At 73.5% G+C, this 18,257-nt stretch carries 12 protein-coding genes, 1 tRNA gene and 1 pseudogene; 6 read left to right on the forward strand and 8 right to left on the reverse strand.

The features are described 5' to 3' along the window. Window positions 1–26: 26 nt before the first annotated feature. The 4 genes from D6689_11315 to D6689_11330 all read right to left on the reverse strand — a co-directional run bounded on the left by D6689_11315 (window position 27) and on the right by D6689_11330 (window position 5,312). Complete coding sequence (locus tag D6689_11315; GenBank protein RMH41350.1) at window positions 27–950, reverse strand: sigma-70 family RNA polymerase sigma factor; 924 nt, start codon at window positions 948–950, stop codon at window positions 27–29. Window positions 951–1,002: 52 nt separating this feature from the next. After that, on the reverse strand, window positions 1,003–2,316 hold the full coding sequence (locus D6689_11320; GenBank protein RMH41351.1) for a PhoH family protein: 1,314 nt from the start codon (window positions 2,314–2,316) through the stop codon (window positions 1,003–1,005). 102 nt (window positions 2,317–2,418) lie between these two features. Next, entirely contained in the window at window positions 2,419–4,605 is a 2,187-nt protein-coding gene (locus tag D6689_11325) for a diguanylate cyclase (GenBank protein RMH41352.1), read from the reverse strand. Then, on the reverse strand, window positions 4,602–5,312 hold the full coding sequence (locus tag D6689_11330; protein RMH41353.1) for a hypothetical protein: 711 nt from the start codon (window positions 5,310–5,312) through the stop codon (window positions 4,602–4,604). The genes D6689_11325 and D6689_11330 overlap by 4 nt, the downstream gene beginning before the upstream one ends. Here D6689_11330 and D6689_11335 point away from each other — a divergent pair. After that, window positions 5,287–7,425, forward strand: a complete 2,139-nt coding sequence (locus tag D6689_11335; protein ID RMH41354.1) for a hypothetical protein — start codon at window positions 5,287–5,289, stop codon at window positions 7,423–7,425. The genes D6689_11330 and D6689_11335 overlap by 26 nt on opposite strands. A gap of 23 nt (window positions 7,426–7,448) precedes the next feature. Here D6689_11335 and D6689_11340 read toward each other — a convergent pair whose 3' ends face one another. Further along, window positions 7,449–9,404 carry a hypothetical protein gene (locus tag D6689_11340; GenBank protein ID RMH41355.1) on the reverse strand — a complete coding sequence of 652 codons (1,956 nt, stop codon included), beginning with the start codon at window positions 9,402–9,404 and terminating at the stop codon, window positions 7,449–7,451. 287 nt (window positions 9,405–9,691) lie between these two features. On the opposite strand from D6689_11340, the gene D6689_11345 reads away from it, so the two are divergent. The 3 genes from D6689_11345 to D6689_11355 all read left to right on the forward strand — a co-directional run bounded on the left by D6689_11345 (window position 9,692) and on the right by D6689_11355 (window position 11,784). Next, window positions 9,692–10,435: a hypothetical protein gene (locus tag D6689_11345; GenBank protein RMH41356.1), complete on the forward strand. Its 744-nt coding sequence runs from the start codon at window positions 9,692–9,694 to the stop codon at window positions 10,433–10,435. Between the two features lie 2 nt (window positions 10,436–10,437). Further along, on the forward strand, window positions 10,438–11,631 hold the full coding sequence (locus D6689_11350; GenBank protein RMH41357.1) for a hypothetical protein: 1,194 nt from the start codon (window positions 10,438–10,440) through the stop codon (window positions 11,629–11,631). Between the two features lie 77 nt (window positions 11,632–11,708). Beyond that, window positions 11,709–11,784, forward strand: a tRNA-Ala gene (locus D6689_11355). Between the two features lie 495 nt (window positions 11,785–12,279). Here D6689_11355 and D6689_11360 read toward each other — a convergent pair. Then, a pseudogene (locus D6689_11360) lies at window positions 12,280–12,360 on the reverse strand (peptidase). A gap of 418 nt (window positions 12,361–12,778) precedes the next feature. On the opposite strand from D6689_11360, the gene D6689_11365 reads away from it, so the two are divergent. After that, a complete protein-coding gene (locus D6689_11365) occupies window positions 12,779–13,261 on the forward strand; it encodes a hypothetical protein (GenBank protein RMH41358.1) in 483 nt (160 codons plus the stop codon). An 81-nt stretch (window positions 13,262–13,342) separates the two neighbouring features. Next, complete coding sequence (locus D6689_11370; GenBank protein ID RMH41359.1) at window positions 13,343–14,566, forward strand: hypothetical protein; 1,224 nt, start codon at window positions 13,343–13,345, stop codon at window positions 14,564–14,566. A gap of 8 nt (window positions 14,567–14,574) precedes the next feature. Here D6689_11370 and D6689_11375 read toward each other — a convergent pair whose 3' ends face one another. Both D6689_11375 and D6689_11380 read right to left on the reverse strand, forming a co-directional pair. Beyond that, complete coding sequence (locus tag D6689_11375) at window positions 14,575–15,828, reverse strand: MFS transporter (GenBank protein RMH41360.1); 1,254 nt, start codon at window positions 15,826–15,828, stop codon at window positions 14,575–14,577. A 56-nt stretch (window positions 15,829–15,884) separates the two neighbouring features. After that, window positions 15,885–18,248 carry a hypothetical protein gene (locus D6689_11380; protein RMH41361.1) on the reverse strand — a complete coding sequence of 788 codons (2,364 nt, stop codon included), beginning with the start codon at window positions 18,246–18,248 and terminating at the stop codon, window positions 15,885–15,887. Window positions 18,249–18,257 lie beyond the last annotated feature (9 nt).

The following is an 18,257-nucleotide window of genomic DNA, read 5'->3' on the forward strand; positions in this document are numbered from 1 at the left end:
CTGCGCGGCGCGGCCGCGCCGTCGCGTCATCCGCCTCGCCGGGGCTCGCGGGTGGCCAGCAGTCGGTGAAGGCTCACGTCGAGCTGGCTGCGCACGAGGCCCACGCACGACTCGACCGAGGCGCTCGGGTCGCGCCGGTGCAGCGCCGCGCGCAGCGCGTCGACCAGGTCGGCGCGGGCGCGGACCAGCCGCCGCGCCGCCGTCGCGCGATGGCACCCGAGCCGCTCGGCGATCGTGTCGATCGACAGCCCGTCGACGACGTGCCACCGCAGCAGCCGCCGCCGGTCGCCGTCCAGCTCGGCGACCGCGTCGGCGAACGCCGCGCGCACGACGCCCGCGAGTTCGCGCCGAAAAAACGACAGCTCCGCGTCGGCGCGGTCGCCGGCGACGTGCGGCTCGTCGTCGCCGGCCGGCACCTCCACCTGGCGGGGGCGCGCCGCGCGCGCCGCGTCGATGCACAGCCGCGTCGTCGTGACCCGCACCCAGTTTTGCAAAAATCCGCTGCCGTCGTAGGACGCGATGCGCGGCGGCCGCGCGGGTCCGGCGCCGACCAGTAGCCGCTCGCGTACCGCCTGGCCGAGGTCGTCGCGGTCCGCGGCCGAGCGCGCAAACCGCGCCACCACGCGATCGATGTCCCGCCCGAACACGCGCTCGAACGCGTCGACCGCTCCCGCAACGCCGCGCGCGCACGCGACGGCCAGGTACAGGTCGGCGGCGCGCAGGCGGGCCAGCGCCGCGCGCGGGTCGGCGGCCACACCGATGCGCTCCGCGATCGCCGCGACGAACGCCTCCGGTGCCAGCTCGAAGGAGCCCGCCCATGCGGCGGCGGCCACCTCGTGCGCGACGGCGAGCTGGTCGGCGAGCGCGTCCCACGACGCGAGCGCCGCCTGGCCGTCCGGCGCGACCGCCGACAACAGCGTCGTCGACAGCGACGTGGCGGCATTCGCCATACGCCAATTCGTAGCCCGGATGGCGCACCGGCGCCAGCGTCCGCGCCGCCGGCTACAGTAGGTGGGTCGCCAACTCGGCCAGCGCCGACCGCTCCCCCTTGGTGAGGGTGACGTGGCCGGACAACTTCTCGCCCTTGAACCGCTCGACGACGGTGGTGAGGCCGTTGTTGGTCGAATCGATGTACGGGTTGTCGATCTGGTAGGGGTCGCCGGTGAGCACCACCTTGGCGCCGTCACCGGCGCGCGTGATGATCGACTTGACCTCGTGCGGCGTGAGGTTCTGCGCCTCGTCGATGATCATGTAGACGTTTGGCAGCGAGCGCCCCCGGATGTACGTGAGCGGCTCGATCTCGATGAAGCCGAGGTCGACAAGTTCGGCGTAGCTGCGGCCCTGGCGCTTTTCCGTCCGGCCGAGGCCCATCAGCAGCTCGATGTTGTCGAAGATCGGCTGCATCCACGGGTTGAGCTTCTCCTCGATGTCGCCGGGCAGGTAGCCGATGTCGCGGCCCAACGGAAAGATCGGCCGGGACACGAGCAGCTTCTGGTACCCGCCCTCCTCCACCGCCCGCTGCAGCCCCGCCGCCAGCGCCAGCAACGTCTTGCCGGTGCCGGCTTTGCCGACCAGCGTCACGAGCTGGATGTCGTCGTTCAGCAGCAGGTCGAGGCAGTAGTGCTGCTCCTTGTTGCGCGGCCGGATCCCCCACACGCCCTCGCGCAGCTTGCGGATCGGCACGATGTCGATGCCGTCGAACCGGCACAGGGCCGAGTGGCCCGGGTTGTCCGCGTCGCGCAACAGCACGTACTGGTTCGGCACCAGGTCGTGGTCCACCTGGTCGCCGGACAGCTTGCCGTCGGCGTAGAACGCGTCGATCAGGGCGCCGTCGACGTCGAGTTCGGCCGTGCCGGAGTACAGCTCGCTGATCGAGATGCGCTGCGCGTCGTAATCGACGGTGTGCAGGCCGAGCGCATCGCCGCGGATGCGCATGTTGACGTCCTTGGTGACGAGGATCGTCTTGATCGACGGGTCCTCGTCGCGGACCTCGAGGGCGACGGCCAGGATGTTGTTGTCGGCGCGCGCCGAGCCCTGCAGCGGTTCGGGCAGCTCGCCGTGGCGGAACGCGACGCGAATCGTGCCGCCGTTGGGCAGCGCGACCGGATGCGACAGCCCCCCGTTGGCCCGGTGCGCGTCGAGCTGGCGGGCGACCTCGCGCGCGTTGCGGCCGAGCTCTGACTGGTCCTTCTTGAAGTTGTCGATCTCCTCGAGGACGTAGATGGGGATGATGACGTGGTTGTCCTCGAACCGGTACATCGCGGCCGGGTCGTGCAACAACACGTTGGTGTCCAGAACGTAGTTTTTCGTCGCCATGGTGAATTGGGTCGGCTCCGGCGACCATCGCGCGCCCGTCTGACATTGACGCGCGGGCGGGCGTCGACGCGCGAGCGGCCGGAGCGGACGCAGGCCCCCGGCTCAGCCGGCGCGACGCTGGCGGGCAGCGACGAATTCGCGGTAGGTCACCACCCGGTTGCGGCCGCTCTCCTTGGCCCGGTACAGCGCCATGTCGGCGCGCTCGATCAGGTCCTCGCGCCGGTCGGCGTCGTCCGGAAACATCGCGACGCCAAACGACATCGTGACCTGAAGCGGCCCCTTTTCGGTATCGACGACCTGCGCGGCGACGTCCTGGCGGATGCGGTCGGCGAGCCCGACCGCCCCCGCCTCGTCCACCGCCTCGAGCAGGACGACGAACTCCTCGCCGCCGTAGCGCGCGACCACGTCGATCTTGCGCACCGCGGCCCCGAGCACCTGGGCGACGCGGCGCAGGACTTCGTCGCCGACCGGGTGGCCGTACGTGTCGTTGACCTTCTTGAAGTGGTCGACGTCGGTGAGCAGCAAGCCGACCTTGTGACCGTGACGGGCGGCGCGCTCGATCATGTCGGCCGCGCGCTCCTGGAACGTCCGGTGGTTCATCAGGCCGGTGAGCCCGTCGGTCGTCGCCATCGTCTCCATCTTGCGGTACATGCCGGCGTTCTGCAGCGACACGGCGACCTGGTTGGCGATGATGCCGAGCATGTCGCGCACGTCCTTGCCGAACCGGCCGCGCTCGGCCGACGCGAGCGTGAACGTGCCGATCGCCTCGTCCGCGCACAGAAGCGGCAGCACCAGCAACGACTCGACTCCCTTGAGCTTGATCTTCTTCGTGAAGATCGGCGTCGTCGCGTCGCGCGGCGCGCCGCTGGCCGGCAGGTAGTGCTTGTTCTTGACGACCATCGACGCCAACCCCGCGTTGTCGCGGAACTCGAGCCCCGCGATGCCGACGGTGCCGATTCCGCTGCCGGGTTTGACCCGCACGTCGGCGATTCGGTGGCGGCGGCGCTCGCGATCGTACAGCGCGATCGCCATCAGATCGGCGTCGACGATCGCCGCGGCCGCGTCGAACGCCGTGTCCATGACCTGCTCGGGGGTGAGCGCGCGGCACAGCATGTCCGACGCGCGGAAGAACTGCTCGAGCTCGTACTTGCTGCGCTCGACCGCGATGAACACCTGTTCGGATTCGATGGCGCGGACGAGTTGCTCCGTCGCCCCGTGCAACAGCTCGCACGCCGCGTCGTCGAACGGCTCGGGCCGATCGGCGCACAACACGCCGCGCAGATGCGGGCCATCCATCACCGGCACCGCGACGAACGCCGCCGGCCGCTCGGGCAGCTCGTAGTAGGGCAACTGGCTCGACTTGACGGCCGGCAGCGCGATCGCGGTTCGATCGCGCACGACCGCGCGCAGCGGGCCGCGCACGGGCACCACGCGCCGCTCGGTCACGGCGTCCGACTCGGACACGAGTTCCTTGATCTTGAACTGCTCGCCGGTCGCGTCGAGCCACAGCAGCGCGGTGGTGCGCGCGCCGAGCGCGCGTTGCACCAACCCGAGCGTGTAGAACACCGACGACCGCAGCGCCTCGACCGCGCCATCGGCCAGCTTGCGCTCCTGGTCCGTGCGCGACCGCGGCGCGCGGCTGTCGGGGCCGAGCGCGGCAGCGATCAACCGGTAGTCGCGCGCCTCCTCGCGCAGCGCGCGCACCTCGGCGGCGAGGCGCTCGGCCCGCACGGCGCGCTGGCGGCGCAACAGCCCGCGCACGAACAGCGCGTGCGCCGCGGCCGACGCGCCGATGAATCCGACGTGCAACGCGGCGGCTGCGGCCGCGCCGGCACCGCCCGGCCCGCGCGCGTACGCGGCCGCCTCGAGCGCGATCGCGCCGACGACCGTCGCCCACGCGGCGGGGGCGGCCTGGAAGCTGACGCTGAACGCGATGACGCCGTACAGCAGCGGGTAGGCCGGAGACTGCGCGCCTCCGGTGGCGGCGATCACCGCATAGTTCCCGGCCGCCAGCGCGAGGCCGAGCTGGACGTCGATGAGCGCCGGCGCCGCGCGCAGCAGGCGCGACACGCGCTGGGCTCGGGCCGACGGCTCGACGAAGCGCAGCCGCGCGCTCACCGACGCGATCAGCAGCGCGACGATGCTCGCCGCGAGCATCACCGCCGCCGCGGGCGGCTCGTCGCGCGCCCCGCCGTCGAGACCGCCGGCCGCGACCGCCGCGCACGCCGCGAGCGACACCACCGCTCCGCCGCCCACCCGCAGCGCGCGCTTGAGCGTGCGCCGCTTCACCGCACCTCCCCGGCCGCGCGCGGCTCGATCTGGATCGCGATCTCGTCGGGCCGCAGCATCCCCAACTCGTCGCGGGCGACGTCCTCGACCGCGCGCGGGTCGGCGCGCAGCCCGTCGATGTCCCGGCGAAACTCCGCGTTCTGCTCGGCGAGTTCGCGCTGGCGCGCGCGCGTCCGCTCCAGTTCGGCGCGCATCGCCGCGACCGTGCGCGCCGACGCCGGGTCGAGCAGCCGGTACGGGACGTACGCGAGGGACGCGGCCAGGGCGGCGGCCAGTCCGACGCGCGCGGCCCACCGCCTTGCGCGGGGCGACGGCGACGACAGGATGCGGCGCACCCTTCGACCATAGGGGGTGCCGCCGCGCCGCGCGAGTTTTTGACCCCGCCGGCGTGAGTCCATGCGGTACCCTCGCGTGTCGGCTGCCGGGAGGTGGCCGCGGGAGTGGACGTTGATACGCAAATCTCGACACTTGGCGTGGCTCGCGGCGCTCGCGGTCGGCGCGCACGTAGGTGCATGTGGGAGCGACGGCGGCCCGACCGGGTCGGTCGATCTGGTGTGCGGCGCCGGCGCGTCCGGCACCCTGACCGCGCAGACCCCGGTCGAGGTCGCCGGACCCGACGCGCACGATCTCGCGGGAGCTGCGGTCGCGGCGTCGGACGGTGCCGTCGCGCCGGACGACGACGTGACGATCGCGTGCGCGGGCGACATCGCACCCGCCGGGTTCACGCCGCTGGGGCCGGCGGTCGCCTTCGGACCGGCCGGCGCGGCCTCCGACCGACCGTTCACGTTCACGCTCCCCTACAAGGCGGCGCGGCTGCCGGCCGGCGCGACCCGCCGCCACGTGCGCATCGTCGCGCGCCGCCACGTCGGCGACGGCACGCCGTTCTTTGCGCCGGTGACGAACATGGCACACGACGAAACCGACCCGTTCGCATCGCGCGTGACGTTTCGCGCGCACGAGTTGGCCACGTACCAGGCCGTCGTCGCCGACGACGCCGGCCGCTCGGTCGACCGCCGCTACACGTTCCGCGCGATCATGGGCGTGTCGATGGGCGGCAATGCGGCCGTCCGCATCGGGCTCAAACACCACGACGAGTTCGACCTGATCGGCACGCTCGGCGGCGATCCCGGCATGTCGACCGCGTACCTCGTCAACCTGCTGCAGGAGTACCTGTTCGGCGGCTTCTGCACGGCGGCACACGAAGCGGCGGGGATCGGCGCCGTCGGCACCCTGTGCATCGATCAGCAGCGCCCCGTGTTCTCCGACCAGTTCGAGCGCCGCCAGGACTTCGAGCACATGCTGTACGAGGCGGGCGAAGGCACCGGGCTGACGTTGCGGCGCGAGCTGTACATCCGAGGCTTCCGCGACATGGCGCGCGCCTTCGGCAACCCGGCGCTGTACAACGCCGACAATCCGTACACGCCGCCGGGCGTGCCGCTCGACTACATCCGCACCGCCGACCGCTGTGGCGCCCCCATCGTGCTCACCGAGTTCTACGATCGCGAGTTCAATCCCGATGGCGCCAAGCCGGTCATCACGTTTTGCGACGGCGGCGATTCGCCGGCGCTCGGCATCGGCGTGTTCGACCCGGGCCTGCCGCAGGACAACCCATTTGAGCCGCTGCTCGCGGTCGATCTGAACGAAAATGGCGTGCGCGACGCCGGCGAACCGGTCATCGTCGATCCGTACGAGCCGTTCGCCGACGTCGGCACCGACGGGCTCGCGGACCCGGACGAGCCCGGCTACGACCCGGTCGCGAACCCCGACCCGAACGGCGACGACTACCACTGGCAGCGCAATCCGCTCGGCACCGAGGGCAACCTGGATCGGGACGATGGCGAGCCGTTCGAGGACGTCGGCCTCGACGGCGTCGCCGGCACCTGCCAACAGGGAGACGGCCCCAACTGCTACGACTACGGCGAGGGCGACGGCGAGTGGACGCGCAACCCCAACCAGGCGATGTGGCTGGAGACCGATGCGGCGTACATGCTCGGGCAGATGACCGCGCAACAGCGCGCGCGGATCAACATCTGGGCGGACGCCGGAATCCGCGACTTCCTCAACAACGCGGTCACCAACAACATGGGTGCCGCCCAAATGATCGCTGCGTACGGGTTGCCGATGCGCATCTACGATGGCTTCGCGCCGCTCGCCGGCGCGCCCAACGACGCGGTATACGACTTCGCCAAGGTCGACTGGTCGTCGATCCCGGCCAACGGCTACGTGCGCTACGGCGATCCCGACGCCACCGAGGACCAGATCCTCGCCGGCGACGGGCGCCACGTCGGCACCGCGCTACAGCTCGTCAACCGCATCACCACGATGTTCTACTGGTTGCAAGCGCAATGGCCTGGCGGCGACCGCAGGCCAGCGTCGGCCGGTCAAATCCTCGAGGACCTGTCGTTCGTGTCGCCGACGACGGGCCGCGAGACTCCCTATTCGCTGTTCTTGCCGCCCGGCTACGACGACAACCCCGACTTGACCTACCCGGTCGTCTATTTCCTGCACGGCTACGGCCAGTCGCCCGAGGATCTCGTGCTCGCGTCTGCGCTGTTCGAAAACTACATGACGAATCCCGACTGGCCCGAGGCGCAACGCTTCCAGAAGCTCATCATCGTGTACGTCGACGGGCTGTGCCGGCCCAAGCGCAACGGCGTCCCGGTCGACCCGGACGGCGATGGCTGCGAGCGCGGTACCTGGTACACCGACGCGCCGCTCGGCGGTCCGGCGCAGATGGAGACCCACCTGTTCGAGCTCATCGACTACATCGAGGCCCACTACCGCACGCGCCCGCCGGAAGTCCTGCCGTACACGCCGTGACGCCGATCGCGCGCCGGACGCGCCTACGGGGTCACGATGCTCACGCCGGCGCCCGCGAGCGCCCACACGCGGCCGAACCGATCGATCGCGAGATCGCGGACGTCGTCCGACAGCAGCCCGCGCCGCCGATCGAGCCGGCGAACCCGCGCGCCGTCGTACACGGCCAGTCCGCGCGGCGTCGCCATCCACAGCCGCCCGTCGGCGCCGACCGCGACCGCGTTGACCGCGCGCTGCAGCGGCCGCGGCGCCGACCACCGCTCGCCGTCGAACACGCCGACACCGACCCCGGTCGCGGCAAACACGATGCCGCCGGACGTGACCGCGATCCCCCGCACCAGTTCGCTCACCAGCCCGTCGCTTTCGCCGTAGACGCGAACGTCGCGGCCCGCGATGCGCACGGCGCCCTCGAGCGACGCGAGCCATACTTCCTGGTCGCCGAGAAACGCGATGTCGTTGGCCGTGATCGGGATCGGCAGCACGCCGCGCGCCAGGTCGGTCGCGTCGCGACTGGCGTGGTGGTATGCGACGAGCGCTAGCCCCAGGTCCACCTCGGCGGCGCCGTAGGCCAGCTCCTGGCCGGTGTCGTCCTCGTAGGTGAGCCCGATCCAGACCATGCCGCGCGGCGACCGCACCGCGAAGCTCACCCCCGCTCGCCGTCCGGGCGTGTCGATGTGGACGTCGTCCAGCGGCGTAAAGCCGCCGTCGGCGCGCGCGACCCGCACGCGCGGCTCGTCGCCGACGCGGTACAGGGCGTACACCTCGCCGTCGCCGCCGGCCACGACCGCGAATACGGTGGCATCCGGCGGCCCGGCGATCGGCGAAAACGCCGCGCCGTCGAACCGCCACGCGGTGCGCCCGCCGGTCGCGACGTAGCAGTCGGCCCGCGCGGCGCATGCGACCGAGATGCGACGGCCGGCACCGGCGAGGTCGCCGCGGCGCAGCCACTGAACGCGCCGCTGCCCGGGCGTGACGACCGCCGTTCCCTGGTCGCGGGTCCCGATGACCAGGCGGTCGTCCGCGGCCGCGAGCGCGATCGCGCCCGGCGGCACCGGCGCGTCGATCGCGCGAATCGTGAACGGCGAGCGCGACCGCGCGACGTCCGTGCCCGCGGCGAGGGGGACCAGGCGCGCGCCATCGCGGCGCAACCGGCGCGCCCCTGGCCGCGGGGCCGCCAGCGCGTACAGCCGCCGCGGCGTGAGTACGACGAGTTCGTCGCGGCGGCGTGCGGCCGCGAGCCACCGCACGTCCGGCGCGACGCGGAAGCTGGCCGCCTCGCCGTCCCGCACGATCGCGACGCGCTGCGCTCCGTCGGCGGCGTCACCCACGACAATCACCGCGCCGCCGGGCGCCTCCGCGAGAAACCGCACCGTGCGGACGGCCTGGTGGTCGGCCTCCGTGAGCTGAGCGAGCGTGCCGTCGATCCGGTGAACAAACAGGCCGTGCCCGGCCGTCCCGATCCACAGCGTGCCGGCGCGGTCGCGCGCGAGCGCCGTCACCGGCTGCGCCAGTCCCACGAGCCGCCAGTCCGCCTGCGGATCCGCGTACGCCAGGCCCGCCGGCCCGCCGACCCACACGCCGCCCGGCCCCGCCGGCGCCACCGCTCGCACGTCGGCCTCGATCGCAGACAGCGCCTCGGTCGGCGCCGGCGCGACACCGTCGAACACGCCCGCCTCGATGTCGTAGCGGCTCAGCCCGCCGTCGGTCGCGACCCACAGCCACCGGCGCCCCTCGTCGAGGGCGATCGCCATCACCCGATCGCCCGGCAACCCGTGGTCGGCCGTGAGCCACAGCCGCTGGCCGGTCGTGACGTCCCAGCGGTCCAGGCCGCGGCTCGTGGCCGCGAACACGTACGGCGACACCGCCGCGACCGACGACACCGGCGCGGTGTCCGTGAACGACCGAACGCGGACGGTCGCTCCGCGCGCCGGCACCGCGTCGCCGCCGCCGCGAGGACAGGCCGACAGCGCCCCGACCCCCACGGCGCACGCCCCGAGTATCCGTACCCAGCGGTGCATCCGGTCGCGGCAGCCTACCGCACGCGGCGACGGCGTGCCAAGGCGCCGCCGCGGCGACGGCGGGACGCCGGTGCCGCCCGATGGGACGGTCGACCCGCTGCGTTCGCCCGCATTCGCCGGCGCCGCCGACACGCCGGCCGTCCGCGCGCACATATCGGCGCGCTCGGCGCTGCCGCTGCGCGCTGCGCGGCGACCGCAGGCGCCGGCGTCGCGGTGGCGCCGCGTCCGGCCGGCCTGGCATAATGACGGCGATGGCCCGATCGCGACGCAAGCCGCCCGATCTGCGCGACGCGCTCGGCTCGTTCGTCCAGACGGCGCTCGAGCAGGTCGGCGCCGTGCGCGAGGTCGTCGAGCGCGGAGCCCAGGCGCAGCGGTCGCGCTACGACGCGATCCGGCTCGACCGCCGCCGGCGCGACGCGCTGGCGGCGCTCGGCGAGGCGGTGTACCGGCGAGCGGTGCGCGGCGCGCTCGGCGACCTGGCCGAGGATCCCGACATCGCCGAACACATCGACGAGATCGATGCGATCGACCAGCGCATCGAGGCGGCGGCGAGCCCGCGCGGCGGGTTCGCGGCGCGGTCCGGGTGGCCGCGCGGCCGCACCCGCGATGCGCGCGACGTACGCGTATGGCGGCCGGTTCCGCCGACCGCGGCGCCGCGCGCGCCGGACGACGACGACGAGCGCACCGACGCCGGCATGGCGGACCTGGCCGACCGCATCCGCCGCGAGGCCGCCGCCGCGGGCGACGCGCTCGCCGACGCGCTCGCGCCCCGCGCCGGCGCGGTCCGGTTCGACGACGCGTGGGACGACGACGACCTCGAGGAGTACATGCACGCCGACGACGTGCCGTCCCCCGCGGTCGACGCGGGGCGCGGCGCCGGGCGCCCCGACGCGCCCGACACCGCCGATCCTCCTGACCGGGCCGCCGGGCATGTGCCGGGCCGCGCCCGGCGGGCGACCCGCCGCAGCCGGCCCCGGCGCGGCCGCACCGACTGAGCGTGGACGCGGCGCTGCGCGCTCCGACGCAATGGCGCCCCATCGCGGCCGGGGCGGCGTATGCTCGCGCGGTGCCACGCCCGATCGCCGCGCCCGCCGCGCTCGCCCTGTGGACCGCCGCCAGTGCGTGCGGCGCCCCGCCCGACGCCGCCCCCGGCGACGCGAGCGCACCGGCACCTCCCGATGCGTCGCCCGCCGACGCGGCGCCGCCGGACACCCCGGCTCCCGACGCCGCCGCGCCGGGGCCGGACCTCACCCTCAACGCCGCGCGCGCGATCGCCGACCTGTCGGTCGAAGGCGACACGTTCGCCGCCGATGCATGCGAACTCGATCCGGCCGAGGCGTGCGTCGGCGCCCCGGGCGACCGGCGGCTTCTGCGGTTCGCGGTCGAGACGCCGAACCTGGGGCTCGAAGACCTGCAGCTCGGCCGCCCCTCGGCGGACAACCCCAACTACGTGTTCAGCGAGTGCCACGGCCACTATCACTTCGAGGGCTACGCGGTGTACCGGCTCGAGACGCCCGCCGGCGACCTCGTCGTCCCGGGCCGCAAGCAGGCGTTCTGTCTGCTCGACTGGCAGAAGTACGCGGCCGACGACCCGACGGTGAGCGACTCCGCGCGCTACGTGTGCAGCTTCCAGGGCATCCAGCGGGGCTGGTCGGACGTATACGAGGCGCGGCTGCCGTGCCAGTTCCTCGACATCACCGGCGTGCCCGACGGCGACTACGTCCTCGCGATCGAACTGAACGCCGAGCACCGCCTGCCCGAGATGCGCTACGACAACAACGTCGCGCGCATTCCCGTGCGCCTCGGCGATCCCGCGCTGTCCGGTCCGACCGAGCCGTGCCCCGCTGAGGTGGACGCGTACTCGACGCGCGGGGCCCACCGCGAATGCGGTTGGGATGCGCTGGGGACGTGGGAATGCGAGCCGGGCCGCCGGCTCCGCATCGGCTGCGCCGCGGCGTGCGGCCTGGGCGCGTGCACGGGGGACCCGATGCTTCGGGTCTGCGATCCGGCCGACCCGTGGGGCAACTGTTCGGCCACCCGCGCGCTCGGCGCCAACGACGACGCGTGCGGCAGCGCGTGCCCGCGGGTGCGCGACGTGGTGTGCCCGGCGTCCGGCCAGTTGGCCGTGTACGCCGCCGCGCGCGAACTCGGCGCCGCCTACACCTGTGAGGTCGATCTGGCGTACCCGTAGGGATGCGCGCCGGGGCGTGCGGCGACTTGACACCCCCGGTCTGCGCTGCTACTCAAGCAGCCACATACCGATCCCGTGGGGATATAGCTCAGTTGGGAGAGCGCTTGAATGGCATTCAAGAGGTCAGGGGTTCGACTCCCCTTATCTCCACCACGGACGCCCCGCCTCGCGGGGCGTTCGGCGTTTTCGGCGCCGCGCCGGCGCGCGCCGCGTCCGGGGCCGCGCGTATACTGGCGGCATGCGGGGACTCGCGATCGCGATCGGCGCGGCGGTCGCGCTGGCGCTCGCTGCGCCGGCCGCCGCGAAGGAACCGAGCAAGCGGGACAGGCGGCGGGCCGCGCAGCTCGTGCGCGACGCGCGGCGGGCCAAGAAGATGGGCGACCGCTACGCGGCGTCGCGCAACCGCCGGCTCAAGAAGCGAGCGATGCGGCGCTACCGGGCCGCCGTCCTCGCCTACAAGAAGGCGTACGCGCTCGTGCCGGAGCCGCCGATCGTGTTCGAGCTGGCGGAGGTCTACGAGGCGCGCGGCGACGTGCGGTGGGCGTGGCGCGGCTACGCCCGCTACCTGGAGCTGGCGCCCGATGGCGACCGCGCGCCCGAGGCCGCGGAGCGAGTCGAACGGCTCGCCGCCCAGCTCGACGGCGCCGGCGAGCCCGACGATCCCGACCTCGACCCGACCGACGTATTCGGGCCAGAGCCGGAGCCGCCCGCCGCGCCCGATCCCGAGCCGGAGGTCGCGACCGCCCCCGCGCCGATCGCGGCCGCGCGGCCGCAGACCGCGCCGGCGGACCGGCCCGCCCCGCGGCGCGGACGGTGGCTGCGCTACGGCGGCATCGGCACGGCGATCGCCGGCGGCCTGTTGCTCGGCCTCGGCGTCAAGTACGGGCGGGACGCCGCGGCGGCCAGCGACGCGCTGTCGGCCAAGGAGGGGCCGTGGACGGAGGAAGACCGCCGCCGCATCGACCGCGGCGAGTCGGCGGAGACCAAAGCGATCGCGCTGTCCGTGGCCGGCGCGGCGGCCATCGTCGCCGGCGGTGCGCTGTACTACCTGGGCCTGCGCACCGGCGCGCGCGGCGACGCCGGCGTCTCCGCGGTGCCCACCGCCCTGCCCGGCGGCGCGGGGCTCGCGGTCGAGGGGAGGTTCTAAGTGGCCCCGCGCGCGATCGCGCTCGCCGCCGTCGCCGCCGCGCTCGCCGCCTGCTTCGACCCGGACTACCCGGTCGGCCTGCCGTGTGGACCGGACCGGTTTTGCCCGCCGGGGCAGCAGTGCAGCGCCGACAACGTGTGCGTCGCGCCGGCCTCCGGGGACGCGGGCGCGGCCGCAGACGCGGAGCCGACGGCCGATGCGCGCGACGACGGCGGCCTCGGCCGGCTCCTGTCGATCGACATCGGGCCCGACGTCACGCTCGCGCTGGGCGACACGTACACGTTCACGGTCACCGCGACCTACGAGCGAGGCACCCGCGTCGAAGACAACACGCGGACGATCTGGCGCAGCTCCGACAACGGCGTCGTGTTCGTCGACTTCATGGGCGTCGCCAAGCCGCAGTCCCCGGGCACCGCCACCGTCACCGCCGACTTCGAGGGCCGGGTCGACACCGCCGACGTGACCGTCACGCCGGCGATGTGACGTCCGCGCCGGCGGGCGCACCGCCGTTTTCTCCATCGCACCCCTGCCCGCCGCGGGCGCCGTCCGGTAGGCTGGATCCGCGTGCAACTCGGACAGCGCCTCCTCCGCGCGGGCGAGATCACCGCGGAACAGCTCGACAACGCTCTGCGCCAGCAGGTGGTCTACGGCGCGCGGCTCGGCACGAATCTCATCGAGTTGGGCGCCGCCGAGCCCGACGCGATCGCGCACGCCCTCGCGCGCCAGCTCGGGGTGCCCGCAGCGCTCGAGCGCCACTTCGAACGCCGCGATCCCGCCGCGGCCGAGCGCCTGCCCGCGGTGTTGGCCGCGCGGTACACGGCGCTGCCGCTGGCGTTCGCCAACACGCGCGCCGGCCGCCGCCTCGTCGTGTGCTTCCGCAACCCGACGGACGCCGCCGCGATCGCGGCGGTCGCCGAAGCGGCGCGATCGCCGGTCATCGCGTGCGCCGCGCCGGAACTCGTCCTGTTGTACTGGCTCGAGCGCACCTACGGCATCGCGCGGCCGCCGCGATACCGCGCCGCCCACAAGGGCGCCGCCGCGCCGCTGCCGCGCACGACGTCCGACCGGATGCCCGCGGTCACCCAGGCGAGCCTGCTCGAACAAGCGGGCGTCGACGCGGCCGCGGCCGAAGCCGAGGCGCCGATGCCGGCGCTCGAGCTGGTCGAACTCGACGATCGGCGGGTCGCGCGCGACTACAGCCACTACGCCGCGCCGCCGCGACCCGCGACGGCGTCGCTGCTCGACCTCACCGCTGCGCGCGCCGCCGGCGCGGCGCCGGCGACTGACGGTCCACGGCTCACCGCATCGGCCGCAGCCGACGCGATCGCGCGAGCGACCGACCGGCGAGACATCGCGAATGCCGTGATCGCGTTCGTGCGCGCGCGCTTCGGCGCGGGCGTCATGCTCGTCGTCAAAGAGGGGATGGCGCTGGGCCACGCCGGCTGCGGCGGCGTCTTCACCGCCGAAACGGTCGAGACGATCCTCATTCCGCTGGCCTCGCCGTCGATGTTCCGCGTCGCGTACGAGGCGCAGCGCATCTGCCGGGGCGCACCGCCGGCCTCCGGCAAGGCCATCCACGACCGCTTCTTCAAGCTGTTTCCGCTCGACGGACCGCCGCGCGAAGTTGCCGTCGTACCGATCTGCGTGCGCGATCGCGTCGTCGCCCTGGTCTACGCGCACGCGCCCGGCGGCGGCCCCCTCGACGACGGCGCGGTCGCCGAACTCGAGCAGATCGCGCGCGCCGCCGGCGAGGGCTACGTCCGCTTGATCAAGCGCGCCAAACAGTGACGCGCCGATCAGGTCGCCGCGGTCGGCACGTGGCGCGCCAAGGGCGCGAGCGTCACGGCCGCCGCGACCGCGAGCCCGACGAACAGGTAGAGCACCGCGTCCCAGCCGAACGCGTCGCTCACCCACACCGTGAGCGGCCCTTGCAAGAACCCCCCGAGCGAGCCGACGCCGTTGACGAAGCCGCACGCGGCGCCCGCCCCGTCCGGGCCGCCCGCGTCCTGCGCCGCGGCCCCCGACACGAGGGAGTCGGCGCTAAACAGGAAGACGCCGACGAGCCCCATCGCGACAAAGTTGGCCACCATGCTCGAAGCGCCGACGGCCCGGTACAGCAGCAGCGCGCCGGCCAACAGCACGAACGACGCCATCGCGACGCCGACGCGACGCCGACACAGCAGGCGGTCGGCCACCCACCCGCCCGCGATCACGCCGGCGATCCCGCCCAGGTCGAACGACGTGGACATGTAGCCGGCCGCGGTGTCGCTGTAGTGCAGTTCGCGGCCGAAGTAGTAGGGCAACCAGAACCACAGCGAGTAGCGGATGAACTTGGCGCTGAAGTAGCTCAGCGCCAACAGCCAAATGGTCTTGTGCGCAAACATCGCGCGCCAGGCGGCGCGCCGCCGCAGGCGGGCGGCCGCGCGATCGACCGGCGGCGCCGCGTCCGGATCGCGAAAGCCGACGTCCGACGGCCGATCGCGGACCCACAGCCACACCGCGAACCCCGCGACCGCGACCCACAAACCGGGGCCGATGAACGCGGCGCGCCAGCCGAACCGCCCGAGCAGCGCCGTCGCGAACACGGTCGCCGCGATCGGCCCGACCTGATAGCAGGTACCCCAAAACCCGAGCCACACGCCGCGTTCGGCCGCGCCGAACCAGGACGCGGTGATCCGCCCGTTGCCGGGCCAACCGGTGCTCTGGGCGAGGCCGTTGAGTCCGAAGCCGAGGAGGAGCACCGCCATGGTGCCCGACAGGCCCACCGCCAGCGCGAGCGCGGCGGCGGCGAACATGCCCGCCGCGACCAGTCTCCGCGCGCTCACCGCGTCGCCGACGAAGCCCCACAAGAACTGGCCCCCGGCATACGTGGCCAGATACAGGCTGTCGACCGCCGCGAAGTCGGCCTTGCTGCCGAGGCCGACGTCCTCGATGCGTTTTTTGACGACCGAGAAGTTCTTGCGGGCGATGTAGAACGAAAAGTACGACAGCCACGTGAGGCCGAAAATGCGCAGCCGCCAAGACCGCGGCGCGCCGGGCGCGTCCGACATGCGCCGAACCTACACCACGGGATCCGGAAGCGGGCCGGCGGTCACGGCACCGGCGGTCACGGTACCGCCGGCGCGCCCGTGTCGGCCAACGACGTGAAGAACGCCAGCCAGTCGGCCACGGCGGCCGGATTGCGCTGAGCGACGAAATGGCCGTCGTAACCGTCCGGCTGGTACTGAAACACGGCGCCCATCCGCGCCGCGCCGTCGCCGCCGGTCTTGTTGAGTCCGACCGGCCGCGCGACCGTGGGCCGATCGATGTCCTCGATCACCGGCTCGACGACGTCGAGCGCGGCGGCCCCGGCCATGCGCTCGAGGCTCGCCGGCGGCGAGAACGTGTCGCCCGGCCCGTAGGTCATCAGCACGTGCTTGGACGCCACGCCGGCCGGCGGCCGGCGAATGAGCAGCGGCGCAAAGTTCACCGTATCGGCCGGGTCGAAGTAGGTCTGAAACACGGTCATGACCGGGTGGCTGCCGTCGAAGTCCGGATCGATGAGAAACTTCAGCCCGGCCTCGGCGTCGACCGGGCTCGTCTTGGTCGTGAGCGACACGGTGAGGAACGCGCCGGCGCCCGACAGCACCGCCGCCGGCGCGGCATTCGACACGGCGAGCGCCGGGATGCCGACGTTGGACCCCTGCGAGTGGCCGAAGTAGTAGCGGCGCGCACCGTCGAGCGCGACGTCGCCGACGCCCGGCACCGACAGCGGGCCGGCCTCGTGCAACCGGAGCACGTGCAGCACGTCGACGCCGCCCTGCAGGTGGTTGTCGCGCGCCGCCGGCGGATTGATCACGTTGAACATCAAACTATCCGAGTCGCGCGTCGACCCGGCCTTGCGCTCGCCGTGGACCACACCGTCGAAACCGATGGCGACCGCGGGCGTCGCCGCCGTCGCGAGCGCCTCGGCGACGCCGGTCGCGATGACCGACCGCATGCTGCCGCCCGTGCCGTGGCCGTACACCACGTAGGGCCAGCCGCCCGGCGGAGCCGGCTCCGCCTTGGGCACCGTCATGGCGAAACACACCATCTCGTCGCGCACCTTGACCGCCTCGCCGCCGACGAGGTTGAGCGCGCCCCCCTCGGTCTCGTACGGCGCGTCGCCCACCTGATAGATCGGAATGCGGATGCGACCGTGTATCTCGTAGTAGTTCGGATTGGGAGCGCCGCACGCGCGCGCGCCGCCGTCGTCGCACGGCGACACCGCGACGCCGTCACACAGGGTGAGATCCTCGACGAGCGGCGCCGGCTCCGCGGCCTCGGCAGCGGCCAGCGCGCGCATCCGCGCGGTCGGATCGGCCACGGTGAACACGGCCGCGCCGGCGACCGTCCCGGGGTCGATCCCCTGCGACGACAGGTACGCGCGCAGCGGCGCGTAGCGGTCCCACGCGGCCGCGAGCGCGTCGTCGCCGGCCGGCCGCTCGGACGCCAACACGGCCGCGAGGTCGGTGTCGGCGACGGCGGGGTCGCCCGACTCGAACGCCCGGATCGCCGTGGTGAGGACGACGGCATACGTGTGGCCCGGCAGCAGCGGGTTGTCCGGGTCGTTGCGCACGTTGAACCGGTGCTGGCAGTTGTACAGCGTGCGGGCCGTCGTGTAGCCCCAGGAGCGGCCGAGCGCGCTGCCGAACTCGGGCGCCCCCGGCGTCACGTCCACGAACTGGACGGCGTCGGCCGTCGCGGTGTCGAAGTCGACCCGCTGCGAAAACCGGAACGTCACGACCCCCACCGAACTGAAGCCGGCGAAGTCGGCGACGAGCGCGTCGACGTACCGGGAGACCACGTCCACCCCGAGGACCGACGGTCCGGGACGCGGGAAATCGCTCATGTCCAACGTGCCGTCGTCGGCGACGCGGATGTCGTTCGGAAACGGCAACCGAAAGAAATCGGCCGGCGGCGCCGACGGGCGCGGCACCTCGAAGAAGGCGCGGAACGGCGGCGCGTCGTCGGCGCAGTCGACCCCCGTAAACGGCGGGTACGCGATCGGTGGCGCCTTGCACGTGCCGTCCGGCGCGCACGCGAGCCCCGCGATGCAGTCGAGCGTGCCGGTGCACGCCTCGCCGAGATCGGAACTCCCCGCCGCCTGGCAGGTGCCGCCGAACCCGAACAGCTGGCACACCAGCCCGCGCGCGCACTCGGCGCCGGTCGCGCACGGGTCGCCGACGTCTCCGGTCCCGGCCGGGGCGCACACCCCCGCCGTCGCGGTCGGATCGGCGACCGGCTGGCAATACAGCCCGGCGCCGCAGTCGCGCGTGGCCCAACAGGAGCCGCCCAGCCCGACGGTGCCCTCGAGCTGGCAGGTACCGCCGGCGCACACGAAGCTGGCGGCGCAATCGCCGGCCGTTCGGCACGACTGGCCGAGGCCGCCGTCCGGCGCCGCGTCGTCGCCGTCGCGGCCGGAGTCGAACAGCGAGCAGCTCGCCACCACGCCGGCGGC

It is taken from the genome of Deltaproteobacteria bacterium (genome assembly GCA_003696105.1).
In the GTDB taxonomy this organism is placed as follows: domain Bacteria; phylum Myxococcota_A; class Polyangia; order Haliangiales; family J016; genus J016.